The sequence below is a fragment of the Neisseria sp. HMSC067G12 genome, from assembly GCF_001812725.1.
GTDB classification, from domain to species: Bacteria; Pseudomonadota; Gammaproteobacteria; order Burkholderiales; family Neisseriaceae; genus Neisseria; species Neisseria perflava.
The window spans coordinates 123,371-140,701 of record NZ_KV810182.1; the positions used below are offsets into that span (position 1 = coordinate 123,371).

Sequence of the window (17,331 nt, forward strand, 5' to 3'; positions counted from 1 at the left end):
AAGTTTCAACACACAGCCGCCCGAAGGCGGCTGAGCGGAAGCCCCGAAAGAACAGAAGAAAGACCATGTTTCAACACACAGCCGCCCGAAGGCGGCTGTTCAGCACAGGCTGAATATCAACAATCACGTTCTGTTTCAACACACAGCCGCCCGAAGGCGGCTGTCGATAAGAAGCCCAAATTCCAAATGAAAATGAGTTTCAACACACAGCCGCCCGAAGGCGGCTGAACATTTTGCGAGCTTTTGACGGCCATACGCTGGTTTCAACACACAGCCGCCCGAAGGCGGCTGAACCTATCCCGAAAAATGCCCAGCCCACCGGCGAGTTTCAACACACAGCCGCCCGAAGGCGGCTGCCGCCCTCAAGTTTAGGCAGATTCGGGCATGGCTGTTTCAACACACAGCCGCCCGAAGGCGGCTGAAGGCGATTCTGCCACCGCTGGCGACGATAACGGCGTTTCAACACACAGCCGCCCGAAGGCGGCTGCCAGTACCGAAAAGCCACTTTTGAAAACGTACAGGCAGTTTCAACACACAGCCGCCCGAAGGCGGCTGCTGAACGTATTGGCCGCCAATTCGACAGGGTTCATGTTTCAACACACAGCCGCCCGAAGGCGGCTGACGGCTCGCCTGCTTCGTTGGTCAGGGCGACTTTGTTTCAACACACAGCCGCCCGAAGGCGGCTGAGCCTCTCTTAAAAGCCTTGTTCCATCAGGTTTCGCAGCCCCGATTTCGCTAAGCTCCTAAGAAAAGCGTGAACGCGAGTATAACACAGCCTTTTCCGTTACGCCCGCATTCGCAATATCCTGATTATTAAAGAACAATCCCAATTCGCCAACCCTGCCGCATTTTCATGAGAACCGCAGGTTGGCGATTTACACAATCAACGTATCCTTAAACACATCCACCGCCGGTTTTGCGCCGTGGTGTTCCACTTTGCGCCGCCATTTACTGCCCAGATGGTAAAAGCGCAGACTGTCGGTTTCGGGGTTGTAGGTTTTTAAGAGTTTGTCTTTTAAAACAACCCATTGATCGGGCGCGATGTCGCATTCGAACACCGAATACTGTACGCGCACGCCGTAGTCCAAACACAATTTTGCCACGCGCCGCAGCCTTGCCTGTCCTTCCGCATCTTCCAGCGAAATATCGTAAGTAATCAGCATCAGCATTTTGTATTCCCATGTGCAGGCTGCTTTAGAGGTCGTCTGAAAACATCCAACCCATTTTCAGACGACCTGCAAACCTATCTCATCAAAAACGGCGGATATTCCGCCAAATCTCCGCGCAAGTGCCGCGCCAACAGCATTGCCTGAATATACGGTAGCAGCCCGATTTCCACTTCCTCGCCTAAAAACGGATGAACGATTTTCTCCTGCTTTTTCGCCTGCAAGGCTTGAAACGACAGCTTACGCGCATCGGCTTTTAAACTCACCGCGCCGCTTGCTTCGGTAACGAAATCCTGCGGTTTGATTTGCCCTCGGTTAATCAGCGACAACACCAGCCTGTCTGCCCACCACGCGCGGAATTCTTCCAAAATATCCTGCGCCAAACTGTCGCGTCCCGGTCGGTCGGCGTGCAGAAAACCCACCTGCGGATCCAGCCCCACGCCTTGCAGCGCGCCGCTGATGTCCTTGCCCAGAATGCTGTACACAAACGACAACAGCGCATTCACCCCGTCTCTGGGCGGACGGCGGTTGCGCCCGTCAAAAACAAAACCGCTTTTTTCGCTCAAAAGCTGCCCAAATACGCCGAAATAACGCGCCGCCGCATCGCCCTCAATACCGCGCACCACGTCCAGCTCCGCCGCGCCCTTCAACTGCCGCAGTGAAATGTTCAAAGCATCGACCGCACTTTGAATCGCCGCATTCTCGCCATAATTGCGAATCTGCCGCTGAAGCACCCGTTTACTCGCCTGAATCTTCGCCGCAATGATATTGCGCGCAATCGGCACGGGATTTTGCTCCGACACCCGATACTGCGCCCGACGCAACAGCACATTGCCACTCTGCCGCCCCTGAAGCCGTCCCAAATAACGCCCATTTTCCGTAAAAAACGCTAAATTCACATTATTTTCACCGCAAAACCCCAATAAAAACGGCGACACCAACACATTCCCGAAACAGAAAATATGCCCTATGGAATGCACCGGCAACTGCGCCACCTTCTTGCGCTCCTGCTCCACCACCAGCGTCTCCCGCTCCTTATGCAGATAGCTGCCTTGGGTGGTGATGTAGAGCGTGTTTTGCAGTTTGCGCATGGGGAAACTCCTTAGATTTTGACCGCACTTTGGGGATAACGGCGCATACAGACTACTTGAAGACGGTATGTTGGGTTAAGAGGAACTCCATAACCTAACCAACTCTCAGTTATAAATTCTTAAAATAATCCTCATTATTGTGGAGCATACTTTCAATCTCAGATAAGTCATTATTAATATAATCTCCACTTTTATGTGCTATAAATTCATACAGTCCCAACTCAATAAAACGTTGTAAAGGTTTATAAATAACAATACATAATCCGCCTTGATCAAATATTTCTGCCTCTTGACTATCTAACTCTTCAATTTCTCCACATTGAATAGAATAATTAAGTTCTGTGCCAATATTTAAATTCATAATCAATAGATTGTTACTCTTTAAAATAGATATAGTCGTGCCATACGGAACACCTAATAACCTTTTTAAATCTTTACCTTCATGAAGTGCCCCTGAACCGCGGATTTTAGGGATATTATCTCCTGTTCTATACCACAAGCCCTTATAAAGCTCTTCCATGTACTCACTAGAAAATTTGCTCTTATTGAATAAACAATGCAAAATTCCAAGTGCTAATTTCGCAATAAATCGATTTTCAGCAAATGCGTTTTTATGGTATTTGCAATGCTGTTCTTTTCCACCTCTTACACTTTCTAAAAAGAATTCTATTCTTTCTTGATCTATGTCATCAGGATTTGAAAAGCCTATTCTAGGTAAAATATTTTCTTCGTCTAAACGAGTACACATAATTTTCTTGACAGGCTTGCCCTCAAAAGCATCTTTAAATGACAGTAATGCCAACTCAAAATTTTTTAAATAACGTTCAGCAAAAATAAAATATGCTCTTGTTTTCTGCTTTTTAACTGTACGCGGATTTCCTCCAGCGTACCAATATAGCTTTTCATCATCCGGTCTAATCCAAAAGATTTGCTCCCCTAGTGGTCCTAACCAATACTCACATATTTCTCCATCTACCATATGCGGTGGATTTATTACACTATGCCCCATGTAATGCAAAGGAAGAGATGTTGGTGCTTTCGGATTAAAAAATGCATGCGCCTGACTCTTTAGATGATTGAATACCAACCAATCTTTTTCAAATGCAGCATCAACAAAAAGTCCTAGATTATTATTACATTTTTTGCACACATTTCGTGTTTTAAATTTATCTGATACAAAATTTCCACCAAGAAACTGTGGGACAACATGCTCCAAGCTGAATTCATCAATTTGTTTCTCTTCCCTACAATATATGCAATTCATGTTTATATCCTTTAATCATTAGTAAATAACCCCTTTACATACCCCACACTCCTATCCCGTTTCCCCAGCAACTCCGGCTGGCAAATTTCCACTAACGAGCAGGCTTTGCAGCGTTTGCCGTGGTCGGGCAGCGGGGTTTGGCCGCTGTTTAAGAGTTCGCGCACGGCGGAGATGGTGGCGAGTGTTTGGGCGCGCAGGTCGTCTGAAAACACGATGGGGACCCGGTGGCGGGTTTGCATATACCACAGCGCGCCTTCGTTAACGGCTTGCCCCGTCATTTCTTCTAAGCACAAACCTTGAGCACAAAGCTGGATTTCGTCCATCGGGTCGGGTTTGGGCTTGCCGCGTTTGTATTCCACAGGTTTCAGACGGCCTGTTTTCGTGTCCACTTCCACCAAATCCAACATGCCGCTGATGCCCAGTTTCTCCGCCGACACATGCACCGTCCGCTCAAAACGCACGCCCTTGCGCGTTTCCGGTTCGCCCGAATCCACCCGCTCATGCAGCGCCTTACCCTGCGCGGTCAAATAGTTCTCCGCCCACGCCTGCTCGTTATGAATCAACGCGCATTGGCACGGACAGAAAGCGTAGTGTTGCAGGGCGGAAAGGGGAATCAGGCGCGTGTCTTGATTTTCCTTTTCTGCTTCTGCAATACAAGCGGTCATCTTTTCAGACATTTTTACAAATATTCTTCCACACTCACGCCATTCAGGCCGTCTGAAACCACGCTGATTTTGTAATCGCCAAAACCGCTTGCAGGCGTACCTGATTCGCCGTTTACGCGTTCGACTTTCACGGCGTCAAACAGTTTATGTGCAGGCTGGCTGCCGAGCGCGCTGTCGTGTTTGAAAACGATCAGTTTGCGTGCCGCCATTTCGCCACGGGCGGCGGAGCGGTCGTGTTCAAACATCAGCGTCAGGGATTGCCAGAGTTTGGCTAAGTCGTCGTCTGAAAAACCGGTTTTGGCGGCAAGGTTGGCGGAAATGAAGCCATGTACGCGGTAGAGCGCGTAAGGGACAATGTATTTGCGCCCCATGGTGCGTTCTTTTTCCAAGTCTTTTTCATTGGTTACCGCCATGCGGGTGATGGAAACTTCCAGCGGCACAATCGGGTCGATGGATTGGGCGAACGCCAGTTGTACCGGGCCGCGCACTTGTCCGCTGTTGACTTCGGTGGTCATCACGGCGCCGAAGGTGCGGATATCGAAAAAGTTTTTGCACATCCAAGCGGTAATGTCGCGGGCTTTGGCTTCGTCTTTTGGCAGTTTTTTGGCTTCCGATTCAATGCCAAGTGCTTCATAAGCGCGTTTGTTTTGCAGGTTTAACACGCTTTTTTCTTTGACGTAGATTTCGTAACCGGCTTCGTTTTCGCTGCTGATTTCTACAAAATTACGAATTTTGCGTTTCAGGCAGACATCGGTTACCAAGCCTTTGCTGGATTCGGGGTCAAGACGCGGCATATTGCCCGCATCGGGATCGCCGTTGGGGTTGCCGTTGGTAACATCAAAAAAGTAAACAAATTCATAGCGGTTTTGAATGGCAGACATTTTCTGACTCCTTAGTTCTCAATAGTTTCAGCGGTTTCTTTTTTAGCAAAATAGCTTTGTTTTTGGTGGTAATAGCCGATGGCGAAGCGGCCTTGCTCGTCAATGCTCAAATGGCGTGGAAAAGTTTCGGGCAGTTTGGCAATGATTTCGCCCAAATCTTTATCCAAATTCACCGCCATACCGGCCTTGTCTTTACGCAAGCGCGACAAATGGTGTTTTGCACCCGACAAAAGACGCGGAAAAACGGAAAACGGCACGGCGGATGCAGAGCCGTAATAGCGGTCGGCGATGCCGGCGTTTAATTCGCCCAACGCCTGATATTGAATGCGCTCCAACACGGCAAACAGCCGCCCTAAAAGATAGGCGCGATTCGGGCTTTCATTGTTCAAACTCATAGGAACTCCTTCTTCGATAAAACCTTTTCTAAAACGCCGCTCTAATACGGCTTTCATCATTGCCACGCGCAGACCGTTCACGTCGCCGTCGGCGCGGATTCGGGTAATCAGTTGCGACAGCAAACTCATAGGGTACGGCGTGCCGCAAATCACGGCGCGGGTCATTTCGCCTGCCAACACGGGCGAGATGTTTTCGCTTTTGCCCAATACGGCAGTTTGCAATAAGAGTCGCCAAATAGACGGCGGCGTTTTCCATGCGCAAGGCTCAAGGGCTAAATCTTGCCAATGCTGCGCCAAATTTTCCGCCAGCTGCCCAAACGTAGTGTCCAGCCAAAATCGAACAGAAATCCGCGCGGCATTGGGGGCAAGCCCTAAGATGTAAAAACGGGTATTGGCAGAAAGTTCGGGCGCAATTTCTTGCAGCGGACGACCTTTGCCCATTTGTTCCAATACGTTGAAAACTTTGGCGCTTTCTTGTTCGTCATCCGGCGGCGTGAACACTTGCGCGAAGAAGCCCTCGGCAGCCTGCGCCGTTGCGCTATCATCCGCTTCCGCCCAAAAGACCGTGCTGGCATCGCCGATGGTCAAGCAGTGATTATTTTCGCGGCGCAACAGATAGTTCAGCGCGGTGGTGTAGGCAAACGCGGATTGTTCGGAAACAGGCGCATTTGCGCCTTGTTCCTTGCCAAACGAGGCGAAGGCTTCTTTGTTGAACGAAATAATCGAACCGCCGGAGCTTTGCCCGCCAAACACACCTTTAATCGCCGGATGCAGCCGCGCAATCGGGGCGGTGTTACCGCTAATCAAGCATAGACCTTCTTCAGACTCATCGCTTTTCAGGCAGCCTGCCCACAAGGTTTGCGCAGCTTCGCGTTTATGAATAAGTGCGGTCGGTTTTTCAAGAGAAAATGCAATATTGGCATCTAGCATTTCGGCAGGAAGATTTTCGGCAGCAAAATGTGCAGACTGCCAGTTTTGCAGAAAACGGCACAAGGCTTGCAAGCCATCATCGTCGCTGTTTTGCAGTAAATCGAGATGGTATTGCTTGAAGGCGTCAAAAGTTTTTTCAGACGGCGTAAACGGTTTTTCTTTCGCTTCGGCTTTGTTTTTATTGGCTTCCACGCCAAGCGCGTAGGCGGTTTTATCCCACAAAAAATTCGGTTTGATACCCGATGTGCGTTTTTCAGGGCGTGGCACGCTCATCAGCTTCGGCTGCGGCTTTTTATCGGCGGTCAGATTCGGCACAACGGTTTTCAGACGACCTTCTTTATCCAACACCAAAATCCAGCCGATTTTCTCCTCGCTAAAGCCATAAGGCGGCACTTTCGGGTTGCCCATTTCATCGGTTTTTGCTGCCAAACGGCGGTAATAGCGGGCAAGGGACGCAAGAATCATGCTTTCACCTCCTCAGCGTAAAACGGCGGCACATCAATCACGCCGTCTTTCATTTGTGCGCGGAAAAAATGTGGTGTGTTGCCGTGGTCAAAATCAATATCGTGCAACATCCAGCCTAAATCGCGGTTTGCCTCGCTTTCCACTAACGCTGACGGCGGCAACGGCTCGCCTTCATCAATCAACGCAAAATCGGCAGGGAATTCACGCACGCCCAAACAAGGCTGCTGAAAGCATTGCCCCTTTTTCGCACGACGTTTGAACATCTCAATATGCTTGGTAACGGTCTCATCCGCCCCCGCTTTTGCCGTCAGCACCGCATGAGCTTCAATCACATAAGCCACATCTTTAAGCACCGTCGCCGCGCGCTGCTGGCGGTCGTCTTCAATCAGCGTATATAAATCGGCAACGCTTTTACGCTTCATCGCGCTGCTAACCTTACCCGCCGAAATCTTGCCGCCCAACTCATTGCGCCGCACCGACTCAAACCGAATCGGCTTTAGCACATAAATGCGGTCAATCACCCACCGAATCGCCGGCTTCCAATGCACCGCCGCCAAAATCCCGCGCGTCGCCGACGGCGTGATGACATCATAAGACACCCGCTCCACCTTCATCTCCGGACGGGTAAAACAGGCATAATCACCCCAAACGTGTAGGCGGATTTGGTTCATTCGGTTCTCCTTTTGGTTGTACACGCGCCCCTTCATAAAGAAGGGGCGGATTAGCTGACTAATCTAACTACTTTAGTTTCAATCCACGCACGGTTAAGTGCGAAAGGTTTTCAGACCACGTGTTATGCTCGAACTTGTCGGCGTAGTGCTTCAACAGCTTTTGATACGGCATCCGGTTTTGGTTCTTGGTTTGCCCAATCACTCCAAAATTGTCGCGTTGCGCTTTCAGGAGCTATTGTAGGTTTATCAAGTTTAATTCTTGTAGGAAGTAAAATTGAATCTCCTAATAACAATGCTTCACCTAAATCAAGCAATGGCAAAATATCTGTAATTCCTACCATTGATTCAGGTAACAACCGTTTCACAACACTTTGATCTTGATCATTTGTTAAGCGAAGAACCAAGAAATTATTGCATTGACTGAGAATTGTCCGACTAACATCCGAAGGACGCTGGCTAACAACTAATAAAGATACACCGTATTTTCTGCCTTCTTTTGCAATACGTTCAAAGGCTTCTAATGCACGTTTTTCTGCTGCCTCTGCTGCATCACGAACCGGAAGATATAAATGCGCTTCATCACAAACAATAGTTAATGGGTGTCGTGCATCTTTATCCATCCAGAATTGAATGTTATATAACAAGCGAGCGAGAACACCTGTAATGATTGGCAATACATCTGACGGAACTTCAGAGAAATCAATGATTTTAATCCCTCTTTGACTCTCTGAAACAGAAAACAACTTCATCAGCATCTCTTCTAACCAGTCGTAAGCATTACATTTTTTAGGAGGCTGAAACATAAATCCGCAACGTCTATCATCAATTTTGGCTTTCAGACGACCTATGAATCTCGTCAATCTACCATTCCAATCTCCTTTTACTTCTTTTCCACTTGCGCCAGTTTTTGTACCTGTATCATCTTTATTCAATTCATCCAATAAAGAGTTAATATCATAAGGAATGGGTGAATCCACTGTAAATGTCTCAAGCATCTCCGCTTTTCCTTCACTTTGTAAGGTCTGCTCTTTTAAAGTACGGACATGTTCGGTAAACCTTGCTGCCTGATTTGGTGCATTATCATCACTTCGGTCAAGAATCAAAGCCAGCATTTCTTCTCTGTTTAACAACCAGTAAGGTATAAACAGACTATTCGGATTTGAACCGTCTAAATCTCCTGGTCCTGCAATATGATATTGCTGCGCAATTGGATTTTCTCCGTCACACAAAGTCGAGTATTCTCCATGCATATCGAAAACGATAAGATTAGCCGATTTTAATGCGGCTGCTCTTTCTAAAATCAAAGCAACAGACCAACTTTTACCAGAACCAGTACTACCTAAAATAGCAGCGTGCCGTTGAAAGAACTTATCGCCATTCGCTACCGCTACCGCTGTTTCATCAGCCATAAAATGACCTAATGCCAATCGTTCGTTTTCTGCTACATTGACTGATAACAGGTTCATAAATAATTGCAAATTGCTGCCACTAAGATGAAAGCAAGTTTTATCAATTTGAGGAAAGCAATCCGCACCACGTTTAAATGTATTACTTAAACTCCCATCAACTTTTCTGTAAGTTCCAATCAGAACAGCCCTAATAAAATCATCTTGACTTTCTCCTAACGGAATTGAACCATCATCAGATTCATCTTCCAAAAGTAATTTTTCACTAATTGATCGAGTTACCCGTTCAATGATGCCAATAAGGAATTCATTGGCTGTTCTACCATTGATTGCAATCAAATTACCAACGGCAATGCTGGTCATTTGTTCATGTTCTTCGACAGAAATCAAAACCCGACTTGTATCTACCGTTACCACTCTTCCGAGCTGATCTTTAGCTTCAAAATTTAATTTATTAACATCCATTTTCTATAACCTCTTTCACAAAATATTCAATATCCCACCAGTCAACATTAGAAATAACCTCTTCTCCTGAGCTACTAATAACGGAAGTGCCTTGTGGATTTTCATTAAAAACAAGAGCCTTGCAATTTGATGATTCACTGACTACTTTTCGAGCATTATCTGACAAACCTCTTGTCAATATTAGAGTTTTGATACCGCTTTTAATTTTAGTAGTCAGATGAGTTTGAAGATGATCATCATTGAAACCATAGCCAATACATAAAATTGCAGAAGCGTCATCAATTGCCTTATTCCCTTGTTCTCTATGAACATCAAATGGCTGCGCATAGCCCTTTTTATACTTACCAACACCAGGCGTAATAATTAACGGCTCTTCCATTGCACCGATGCAACTAGTCATTGGAGTGTCCCCAGCCATAAACCAATCTAAACTGCCATGTGGTTTATAAATTTTGATATGATTTCGATAAACAAGTCTTGGTATTTTTCCTTTAGATACTCTTTCAACTAATAATTTTTTACTCAAATCAGGATTATGTGTTCCCCAGTACCGCCCAACCATCATCGAATCAACGCCCCAATTTTCATACTCTGCTGCAAACTCAATCAATCTATCGTAATTTGTTGTAATCACACGAGCTGTCTTAGGAGTGCATGCTGAAATATGAGGCAATAAATAGGAGAATTTGAGTTTCTTATTTTCAGAAATACATCTATTAATTGCTTTTTGTTCTTCATTTAAAACATATTCAGCCGTTATTTTGATTATTGCTGATTCGATTGCATCATTAGCTGGATGCTTTAATAAAGCACCTTCTAATCCGTCTGATTCAAGGCAGGCTGCAATTTCATTCCAAGTTTTCAAATTTTCATCTGAGATTTTGCTAGGTATCTCCTGTTTCAATTTCTCACCTAGATGCCACATACCAGGCAATCCTTCCGCACAGGATAGACCTGAACCAACAATAATTACTAACTTATCTGTAAAGATCGTTTGCAGCCATCTTTTTAAATTATCAAGTTCTGTGTTATCCATTTTTTACGCGTTCTCCAGCATCCATTTTTGTGTTGATTGCATATTACTCTTGCACATTTAAAAAATCAATTTCTAAAGAAGTTAAATTATTTACCTTATACACCAAACTTAAAACACCAAACTCTCTCCCTTCAAAAACTCCACATCCTCCCAACTCAACCCCGCCACGTCATCATACAAATCCAGCCCGATCAGTGTATAAAACTGTTTTCCGAAGTTTTTCTCGTTAATCGGTTCGATACGCCCTGCTTTATACAAAGCGGCGAGGGCTTTTTCGGGGATTTGGATGGTGTAGGGTTGCAGTTTGCGTAAGAGTCCGCCGATGTGGTCGGCATGGTGCAGGCTGCTAATGAGGTTTTCGGCATCAACATCGAACGGAATAATCAGCGGCTGCATATGGCTTTCGATCATGCGGAACTTGTCGGCGATGGTTTGGAATGGGAAATCGAGGCTTTGCCCTGTATCGTTGTGCATTTTCAGGATTTTTTTATTGTCCAGTTCACTGCCTTTTAATTGATAAAGCTCGGCGAAGTAGGCGGCGACGGCTTGGGTGGATAAGAGGTCGTCTGAAAAACTGTCGGCGGTCAGGCGCATAACGGCGGCTTGGGTGGCAAGTTCAGGCGGGGCTTTCCATTGTTCTTCTGGGGCGAATATCCAGACAAAGCTGTTTTCAGACGGCCTTTTGCCTTCGCGGTTGCAGCGTCCGGCGGCTTGGGCAACGCTGTCTAAACCTGCTTCGGCGCGCATCACCAGCGGAAAATCCACATCAACGCCGGCTTCGATTAAGGAGGTGGCGATGACGCGGCAGACTTCACCCTTTTTCAGACGACCACGAATCTCATCGAGCTTTTGGCTGCGGTGTTTGGCGCACATTAAGGTGGTCAGGTGGAAGGTGCCGTCAAGGTGTTTGGCTTGGTCGTACAGGCTGCGGGCGTGGCGGCGGTTATTGACGATGACGAGCATTTGCGGGTGTTCGGCAAGTTTGGCGAGCAAGTCGGCATCGGTTTGTGTGCCGATGTGTTGCACGGTAGTGCGGCGCAGTTTGTCGAAAAGTGCGGTCGGTTTTGGGGCTATTTCACGCACGTTTTCAAAGCCGCGATAGAAGCCGTTTTCGGCTTGCACGGCTGGCTGGGTGGCGGTGCACATGACGACAGAGCAATGATAGTTTTGCGCCAATTCTTTGATGGCTTGCATGATGGGCAGCAACAGATTGAGCGGCAGCATTTGCGCTTCGTCGAGAATGATGACGGAGCCTGCGATGTTGTGCAGCTTGCGGCAGCGCGAGGAGCGGTCGGCAAAGAGGGATTCGAAGAATTGCACGGCGGTTGTCACGACAATCGGCGCATCCCAGTTTTCCGAGGCAAGGCGCAGTTTGTCTTTGGTGGCGTCGTCTTGCAGTTTGCCGTCGTCGAAGGTGCTGTGGTGTTCCAACACGGCTTGTTCGCCCAATTCGCCAAAGGCTTTACGAAATTCGGCAGCATTTTGTTCGATGATGCTGGTGAACGGGATGACGTAAATCACGCGTCGCATACCGTGCCGTTTGGCGTGTTCCAGTGCGAATGCCATGGAAGTGAAAGTTTTGCCGCCGCCGGTCGGCACGGTGAGCGTAAACAGTCCTTGCGGTTGTGCCGCTTGTTCTATGGCATGATCGAGAATTTCGCTGCGCAGGCGGTTTAAGGCGGCATTGCGTTTTTCAGCTTCGGTTTGCTCTGAAGCTTGGGTGATACGTCGTCTGAAAGTGTTGATAAATTGATTGAAATTGTGTTGTAAGGCGTTTAAATCGGGATAACCGCCGCGCTCGACGGCTTTGTTTTCTAGGTTTGAATAAAAGGCTTCGGTGTCAAGATAATCAGCATCCACCAAGCAGGAATAGAGCATTCGGGTGAAAAAAGCGTAGGAGAAATAAGGATGATGTGCGTCGGCTTTGAGTGGCGGGTCGGACAGGTTTTGAGGGAGCTTGATTTCTTGTTGCCACTGGTTATCAAGAGCGGGAATATCTGTGCCGAATTGCAAAGCCAAACGATCCTTTAACGTGCTGCGGTTATCACCTTCACCGTTTCCATTTGCCAACCCAGCATGGTGGCCCGCAATGCAAAACGCTATCAGTTTGCCAATCACATTTCTCCAGCGTTCGACAGCAATTTTGGCTCCGGCAGTAGCATGATCGACTGATGGGCCACCATGCAATCGGCAGTTAAAGGCTTCAGAATATTTCCCTAAGTCATGAAGCTGTCCCGTCTGGCAAGCAATTTCCTGAGCACCGAATACCCGAGCAAACTCCGCCGCCATTTCGCCAACATTCACAGAATGGCTTTGCAAGGTTTGCCAACGTTCATAAGGTAAGAGATTACCGAGTTTATCTTGCGCGGAATGGGCGTAGTAAATTAAGGGTTTCATATTGAAATTCTAAAAAATTCAAACTGATATCATGCAATGATAATATGATATTAAATTTAATATGTAAATAGAAAAAATGCCGTCTGAAACTTTTTCAGACGGCATTGTCATTTATTACCTTTATAACTTACTTCTAATATCCTCCACTGCTTTCACTAAAGCCTCGGAAAGCGAAGGATCAAAAGAAGAGTGGCCTGCTTGGACGATTCTCAATTCCGCTTCTGGGAAGGCTTGCGAGAGTTCCCACGCGCTTTGCATCGGGGTGCATAGGTCGTAGCGGCCTTGGACGATGATGGTTGGGATATGGCGGATTTTGTCGATGTTTGCCAAGATAGCTTTATCGCCCTGCAACCAACCTTCGTTCACGAAGTAATGGTTTTCCATTCTTGCGATGGCAAGGGAGGCTTGCGGGTCTTCATCTACGTCTTTAGGTTCAAACCGAATAAGGTAGCTTTCCCAATCTGCCCATGATTTAGCTGCTTTGAGGCGCGTAGCTTCATCTTCGCTGAACAGCATTTCATGGTAGGCTTTAATTAGGGCTTGGCGTTTGTTTTCGGCTACGGGGGCAATGAATTTTTGCCATTGAGCCGGATAAATTTGGCTTACGCCACCTGCTTCGTTCAACCATGCCATTTCAGACGGCCTGCACAGGAAAATACCGCGCAAAACTAAGCCGCTGACGCGATCGGGATGGGTTTCGGCATAAGTCAGCGACAAGGTGCTGCCCCATGAGCCGCCGAAAACCAGCCATTTTTGAATGCCGAGCATTTCGCGTACTTTTTCAATATCGGCAACCAAATCCCATGTGGTGTTGTCTTCAATACAGGCATACGGTTTAGAGCGTCCGCAACCGCGTTGATCAATGATGACGATGCGGAAATGCTCTGGGTTGAAAAAGCCGCGACAGGCCGGTGATGCGCCTGCTCCGGGGCCGCCATGCAGGAAAATCACGGGGTGGCCATCAGGATTGCCTGACTCTTCCCAGTAGATTTCGTGAATGTCGGATACGCGCAAAAGGCCGCTATTTCGTGGTTCTTGAATCGGATGCATGAGCTTTCTCCTTTGTCTGATGAATAGGTTGATTGTAACACTTTACCTGCTGATTTTTCAGACGGCCTACATAGGTTTATCGCCACAAATGGCGTAAAATAGCACTTTTTTGACAGGATTATTTATGACTGACAACAAACAAACACATGCGGCACCCGAAGGACAACTTTTATTGCGTACGGTAGCCATGCCGCGCGATACCAACCCTAATCAGGATATCTTCGGCGGCTGGATTATGTCGCAAATGGATCTAGGCGGCGGTATTTTGGCGGCAGAAATCGCACAGGGACGAATTGTAACCGTAGCCGTTCAAGAAATGAATTTCATCAGACCGGTAAAGGTCGGCAACGTCGTGTGCTGCTACGGTCATTGTGTCCGCGTAGGCAATACTTCTTTGCAACTGAAAATCGAGGTATGGGTTAAGACTTTGATGAACGATATGGTAACGGAAGACCGCCAACTGGTCACCGAAGCCGTGTTCACTTACGTCGCTATCGATGCACAAGGCAATCCGCGCCCTATTCCTCGCGAAGGCAATGCAAAGCTGGCACATTTGTAAGTTTAAAAATCAAAACAAGGCCGTCTGAAACCTCAATGTTCAGACGGCCTTTTTTCATACAGAAGCAAAATGTAACCAGCAATATGATGATCATGTCTTTAGGCAGATTGGCCGGACGGATTTCCTCCAAAATGCTGCTGCGCAACTGGGTTATCGTCTGCATGGGCAATTTGGTGGGCACACTGGCAATGGCTTTTTTCCTTGGGTACTATGTCGGTATGATTGAAGGCAGCATGGCAGAAAAAACCATTGCTGTGGCGGAGGCAAAAGTCCATATGGATTTCGGCCGCGCTTTTGTATCGGCAGTAGCATGTAACTGGATGGTCTGCATGGGCGCGTGGCTGCATTTTGCCGCTAAAAACACAACCGGACGAATGCTGGCCATTTGGTTCCCCGTCATGATTTTCGTATTAAACGGCTTCCAACACCTTGTCGCCAATATGTTCGTTATCCCAGCGGGTATTCTGGCAGGCGCAAACATCACATGGGGGCAATTTTTCTTTAACATGATTCCCGTATTCTTGGGCAATGTCGTCGGTGGTGCATCCTTTGTCGGCGCGTCTTATCTTTATACTTATAAAGACACGCTGAAAGATAGTGCCGAATAGCCCTGCTTTAGAAACAACAAAACCTGCTTTGAGAAAGCAGGTTTTGTTTCAGACGGCATTGGTATTAAGTTTTAAAATCCATTCGGACACATTATTCAGATAAATCATCCAAACGAAAAAAGAGCCGTTTTTAAAACGACTCTTTCCAATTTTTTGGTCGGAGTGAAAGGATTCGAACCTTCGACCCCTTGCACCCCATGCAAGTGCGCTACCAGACTGCGCCACACTCCGACTCGATAAGCTGTGAATTCTAGTTTCAAACGCTGATTTTGACAAGTGCTTTTTAGAAAGGGAAATTTACTCGTTTGAAAACATTTAAATTATTTGTAAACAAAAAAAGGCCGTCTAAAATCATTCAGACGGCCTTTGATTATCCAGGCAAATATCAAGCTTCAACCGGAATAATACCGATTTTGGCCTGCCATTGTTTTGGCGCAATGGCGTGAACCGATTCACCGTTGCTATCCACCGCAACGGTCACAGGCATGTCTTTGACTTCAAATTCGTAAATCGCTTCCATACCCAATTCTGGGAACGCCAAGACTTTAGATGCTTTAATGGCTTTGGCAACCAGATATGCCGCGCCGCCGACAGCCATCAGGTAAACGGCTTTATTATCGGCAATGGCTTGGCAAGTTGCTGCACCGCGTTCGGATTTACCGATCATACCCAGGAGGCCGGTTTGTTCCAGCATTTGGCGGGTAAACTTATCCATACGGGTGGAAGTAGTCGGACCGGCCGGGCCAACAACTTCGTCACGGACTGGATCAACCGGGCCAACGTAGTAAATCAGTTTGTTGGTGAAATCTACCGGCAATTCTTCGCCTTTGTTGAGCATATCAACCAAACGTTTGTGCGCGGCATCGCGACCGGTCAGGATTTTACCGTTCAGCAACAATACGTCGCCGGTTTTCCATGTAGCCACTTCTTCTTTGGTCAGGTTGTTGACATCGACACGTTTGCCGTTGTCCGGGCTGTAAGTCAGATCCGGCCAATCTTCCAAAGATGGGGCTTCCAGTTTAGCCGGGCCTGAGCCGTCCAATTCAAATTCGATGTGGCGGGTTGCCGCGCAGTTTGGAATCATGGCAATCGGTTTGGAAGCCGCGTGGGTTGGGTAGTCAAGGATTTTGACATCCAGCACGGTGCTCAAACCGCCCAAACCTTGTGCGCCGATACCCAAGGCATTTACTTTTTTGTAGAGTTCCAAGCGCAGGGCTTCGGTTGTAGATAATTCTGCACCGGAATCGGCTTTTTCTTTGAGCTCCTGAATATCGATATGGCTCATCAGGCTTTCTTTGGCCATCAACACTGCTTTTTCAGGCGTACCGCCGATGCCGATACCCAAGATGCCCGGAGGACACCAGCCGGCACCCATTTGAGGAACGGTTTTCAATACCCAATCAACGATATTGTCTGAAGGGTTGAGCATGGCAACTTTGGTTTTGTTTTCAGAACCGCCGCCTTTGGCTGCACAAGTGACTTCGACTTTGTCGCCTTTTACGATTTCCATATGTACAACGGCAGGGGTGTTGTCTTTGGTATTTTGACGTTTGCCTGCCGGGTCGGCCAATACAGAGGCGCGCAGTTTGTTGTCAGGATAGGTGTATGCACGGCGTACGCCTTCGTTAACCATTTCCTGTACGCTCATCTCGGCATCCCACTGTACATCCATGCCCACTTTCAAGAATACGGTCGCAATACCGGTATCCTGACAAATCGGACGATGGCCCTCAGCACACATACGGCTATTGACCAAAATCTGCGCCATTGCATCTTTGGCGGCAGGGTTTTCTTCTTTTTGATAAGCCTTGTACAAAGCCTGAATGTAGTCTTTAGGATGGTAGTAGCTGATGAATTGGAAAGCATCGAAAATACTTTGAATAAAGTCTTCTTGCTTGATGACGGTCATGATTGTGTTCCTTTTCGGAGTCATGGTAGGGAGGGTTTGTTTATTTCTTAAGAGACCGATTTTTTCAGACGGCCTTCAATAGTGTAATAGTGCTTTCAAATGAATAATCCAGACAATATCATTTTCATACCTTATTGATTTAAATAGAATTTAATATCGCATTAAATCACTTGGTTATTGATAATCTATATCCACTGACCACTCACTTACATAGAAACAAAATTACATTATTTTTAAATGATAATCTTATTCCAAGGCCGTCTGAAAATGCTTGCCTTAAGTATCTGATAAAAAATTTAGTATCCTGTATTTAAAAGGAAACTACCTAAATTTTAGACGGTCTTTCTTATTCTCCAATACAATACATAATTGT

The 17,331-nt window shown here is 47.0% G+C and carries 13 protein-coding genes, 1 tRNA gene, 1 pseudogene and 1 CRISPR repeat array; of the genes and pseudogenes, 2 read left to right on the top strand and 13 right to left on the bottom strand.

Annotated elements, in window-relative coordinates; all coding sequences use genetic code 11:
• The first annotated feature begins 2 nt into the window (after positions 1-2).
• A CRISPR array of direct repeats spans positions 3-686; the repeat unit is 31 nt; unit sequence GTTTCAACACACAGCCGCCCGAAGGCGGCTG.
• Between the two features lie 189 nt (positions 687-875).
• From cas2 to pip, 11 genes are all read right to left on the bottom strand, one after another.
• Entirely contained in the window at positions 876-1,169 is a 294-nt protein-coding gene (cas2, locus tag HMPREF2871_RS00645) for a CRISPR-associated endonuclease Cas2 (protein WP_003685729.1), read from the bottom strand.
• Positions 1,170-1,243: 74 nt separating this feature from the next.
• The gene (gene cas1c, locus HMPREF2871_RS00650) at positions 1,244-2,257 is read right to left on the bottom strand and encodes a type I-C CRISPR-associated endonuclease Cas1c (protein WP_049344181.1); all 1,014 of its coding nucleotides are present in this window, start codon (positions 2,255-2,257) and stop codon (positions 1,244-1,246) included.
• A 109-nt stretch (positions 2,258-2,366) separates the two neighbouring features.
• On the bottom strand, positions 2,367-3,521 hold the full coding sequence (locus tag HMPREF2871_RS00655; protein ID WP_049344180.1) for an HNH endonuclease: 1,155 nt from the start codon (positions 3,519-3,521) through the stop codon (positions 2,367-2,369).
• 11 nt (positions 3,522-3,532) lie between these two features.
• Positions 3,533-4,186 (bottom strand): CRISPR-associated protein Cas4, encoded by a 654-nt coding sequence (gene cas4 / locus HMPREF2871_RS00660; RefSeq protein ID WP_049344251.1) that lies wholly within the window; start codon positions 4,184-4,186, stop codon positions 3,533-3,535.
• Between the two features lie 14 nt (positions 4,187-4,200).
• Positions 4,201-5,067, bottom strand: coding sequence for a type I-C CRISPR-associated protein Cas7/Csd2 (gene cas7c / locus HMPREF2871_RS00665; RefSeq protein WP_049344178.1), 867 nt, complete (start codon positions 5,065-5,067; stop codon positions 4,201-4,203).
• Between the two features lie 11 nt (positions 5,068-5,078).
• Positions 5,079-6,857 carry a type I-C CRISPR-associated protein Cas8c/Csd1 gene (gene cas8c, locus HMPREF2871_RS00670; RefSeq protein ID WP_049344176.1) on the bottom strand — a complete coding sequence of 593 codons (1,779 nt, stop codon included), beginning with the start codon at positions 6,855-6,857 and terminating at the stop codon, positions 5,079-5,081.
• Positions 6,854-7,528, bottom strand: a complete 675-nt coding sequence (gene cas5c, locus HMPREF2871_RS00675) for a type I-C CRISPR-associated protein Cas5c (RefSeq protein WP_049344175.1) — start codon at positions 7,526-7,528, stop codon at positions 6,854-6,856. Before cas5c ends, cas8c begins: the two co-directional genes overlap by 4 nt.
• A gap of 122 nt (positions 7,529-7,650) precedes the next feature.
• Entirely contained in the window at positions 7,651-9,399 is a 1,749-nt protein-coding gene (locus HMPREF2871_RS00680) for an ATP-binding protein (RefSeq protein WP_049344174.1), read from the bottom strand.
• Positions 9,389-10,435, bottom strand: coding sequence for an SIR2 family protein (locus HMPREF2871_RS00685; RefSeq protein ID WP_049344171.1), 1,047 nt, complete (start codon positions 10,433-10,435; stop codon positions 9,389-9,391). Before HMPREF2871_RS00685 ends, HMPREF2871_RS00680 begins: the two co-directional genes overlap by 11 nt.
• A gap of 108 nt (positions 10,436-10,543) precedes the next feature.
• A complete protein-coding gene (locus HMPREF2871_RS00690; RefSeq protein WP_049344170.1) occupies positions 10,544-12,832 on the bottom strand; it encodes a CRISPR-associated helicase/endonuclease Cas3 in 2,289 nt (762 codons plus the stop codon).
• Positions 12,833-12,952: 120 nt separating this feature from the next.
• Entirely contained in the window at positions 12,953-13,882 is a 930-nt protein-coding gene (gene pip, locus HMPREF2871_RS00695) for a prolyl aminopeptidase (RefSeq protein WP_004520759.1), read from the bottom strand.
• A 124-nt stretch (positions 13,883-14,006) separates the two neighbouring features.
• Here pip and yciA point away from each other — a divergent pair, with 124 nt between their 5' ends.
• The gene (gene yciA / locus HMPREF2871_RS00700; RefSeq protein ID WP_004520760.1) at positions 14,007-14,441 is read left to right on the top strand and encodes an acyl-CoA thioester hydrolase YciA; all 435 of its coding nucleotides are present in this window, start codon (positions 14,007-14,009) and stop codon (positions 14,439-14,441) included.
• Positions 14,442-14,512: 71 nt separating this feature from the next.
• A pseudogene (locus tag HMPREF2871_RS00705) lies at positions 14,513-15,049 on the top strand (formate/nitrite transporter family protein); the annotation flags it as partial.
• Between the two features lie 154 nt (positions 15,050-15,203).
• On the opposite strand, the gene HMPREF2871_RS00710 reads toward HMPREF2871_RS00705, so the two are convergent.
• Positions 15,204-15,280 (bottom strand) — tRNA-Pro (locus HMPREF2871_RS00710).
• Positions 15,281-15,434: 154 nt separating this feature from the next.
• Positions 15,435-16,958 (bottom strand): fumarate hydratase, encoded by a 1,524-nt coding sequence (locus tag HMPREF2871_RS00715; protein ID WP_003746217.1) that lies wholly within the window; start codon positions 16,956-16,958, stop codon positions 15,435-15,437.
• Positions 16,959-17,331 lie beyond the last annotated feature (373 nt).

What these genes read in the sequence shown, in the direction of transcription:
- cas8c (WP_049344176.1), bottom strand. Translation starts at nt 6,857, where the DNA reads ATGATTCTTGCGTCCCTTGCCCGCTATTACCGCCGTTTGGCAGCAAAA.
- cas5c (WP_049344175.1), bottom strand. Translation starts at nt 7,528, where the DNA reads ATGAACCAAATCCGCCTACACGTTTGGGGTGATTATGCCTGTTTTACC.
- HMPREF2871_RS00680 (WP_049344174.1), bottom strand. Translation starts at nt 9,399, where the DNA reads ATGGATGTTAATAAATTAAATTTTGAAGCTAAAGATCAGCTCGGAAGA.
- pip (WP_004520759.1), bottom strand. Translation starts at nt 13,882, where the DNA reads ATGCATCCGATTCAAGAACCACGAAATAGCGGCCTTTTGCGCGTATCC.
- cas4 (WP_049344251.1), bottom strand. Translation starts at nt 4,186, where the DNA reads ATGACCGCTTGTATTGCAGAAGCAGAAAAGGAAAATCAAGACACGCGC.
- HMPREF2871_RS00655 (WP_049344180.1), bottom strand. Translation starts at nt 3,521, where the DNA reads ATGAATTGCATATATTGTAGGGAAGAGAAACAAATTGATGAATTCAGC.
- yciA (WP_004520760.1), top strand. Translation starts at nt 14,007, where the DNA reads ATGACTGACAACAAACAAACACATGCGGCACCCGAAGGACAACTTTTA.
- HMPREF2871_RS00685 (WP_049344171.1), bottom strand. Translation starts at nt 10,435, where the DNA reads ATGGATAACACAGAACTTGATAATTTAAAAAGATGGCTGCAAACGATC.
- HMPREF2871_RS00690 (WP_049344170.1), bottom strand. Translation starts at nt 12,832, where the DNA reads ATGAAACCCTTAATTTACTACGCCCATTCCGCGCAAGATAAACTCGGT.
- HMPREF2871_RS00715 (WP_003746217.1), bottom strand. Translation starts at nt 16,958, where the DNA reads ATGACCGTCATCAAGCAAGAAGACTTTATTCAAAGTATTTTCGATGCT.
- cas2 (WP_003685729.1), bottom strand. Translation starts at nt 1,169, where the DNA reads ATGCTGATGCTGATTACTTACGATATTTCGCTGGAAGATGCGGAAGGA.
- cas7c (WP_049344178.1), bottom strand. Translation starts at nt 5,067, where the DNA reads ATGTCTGCCATTCAAAACCGCTATGAATTTGTTTACTTTTTTGATGTT.
- cas1c (WP_049344181.1), bottom strand. Translation starts at nt 2,257, where the DNA reads ATGCGCAAACTGCAAAACACGCTCTACATCACCACCCAAGGCAGCTAT.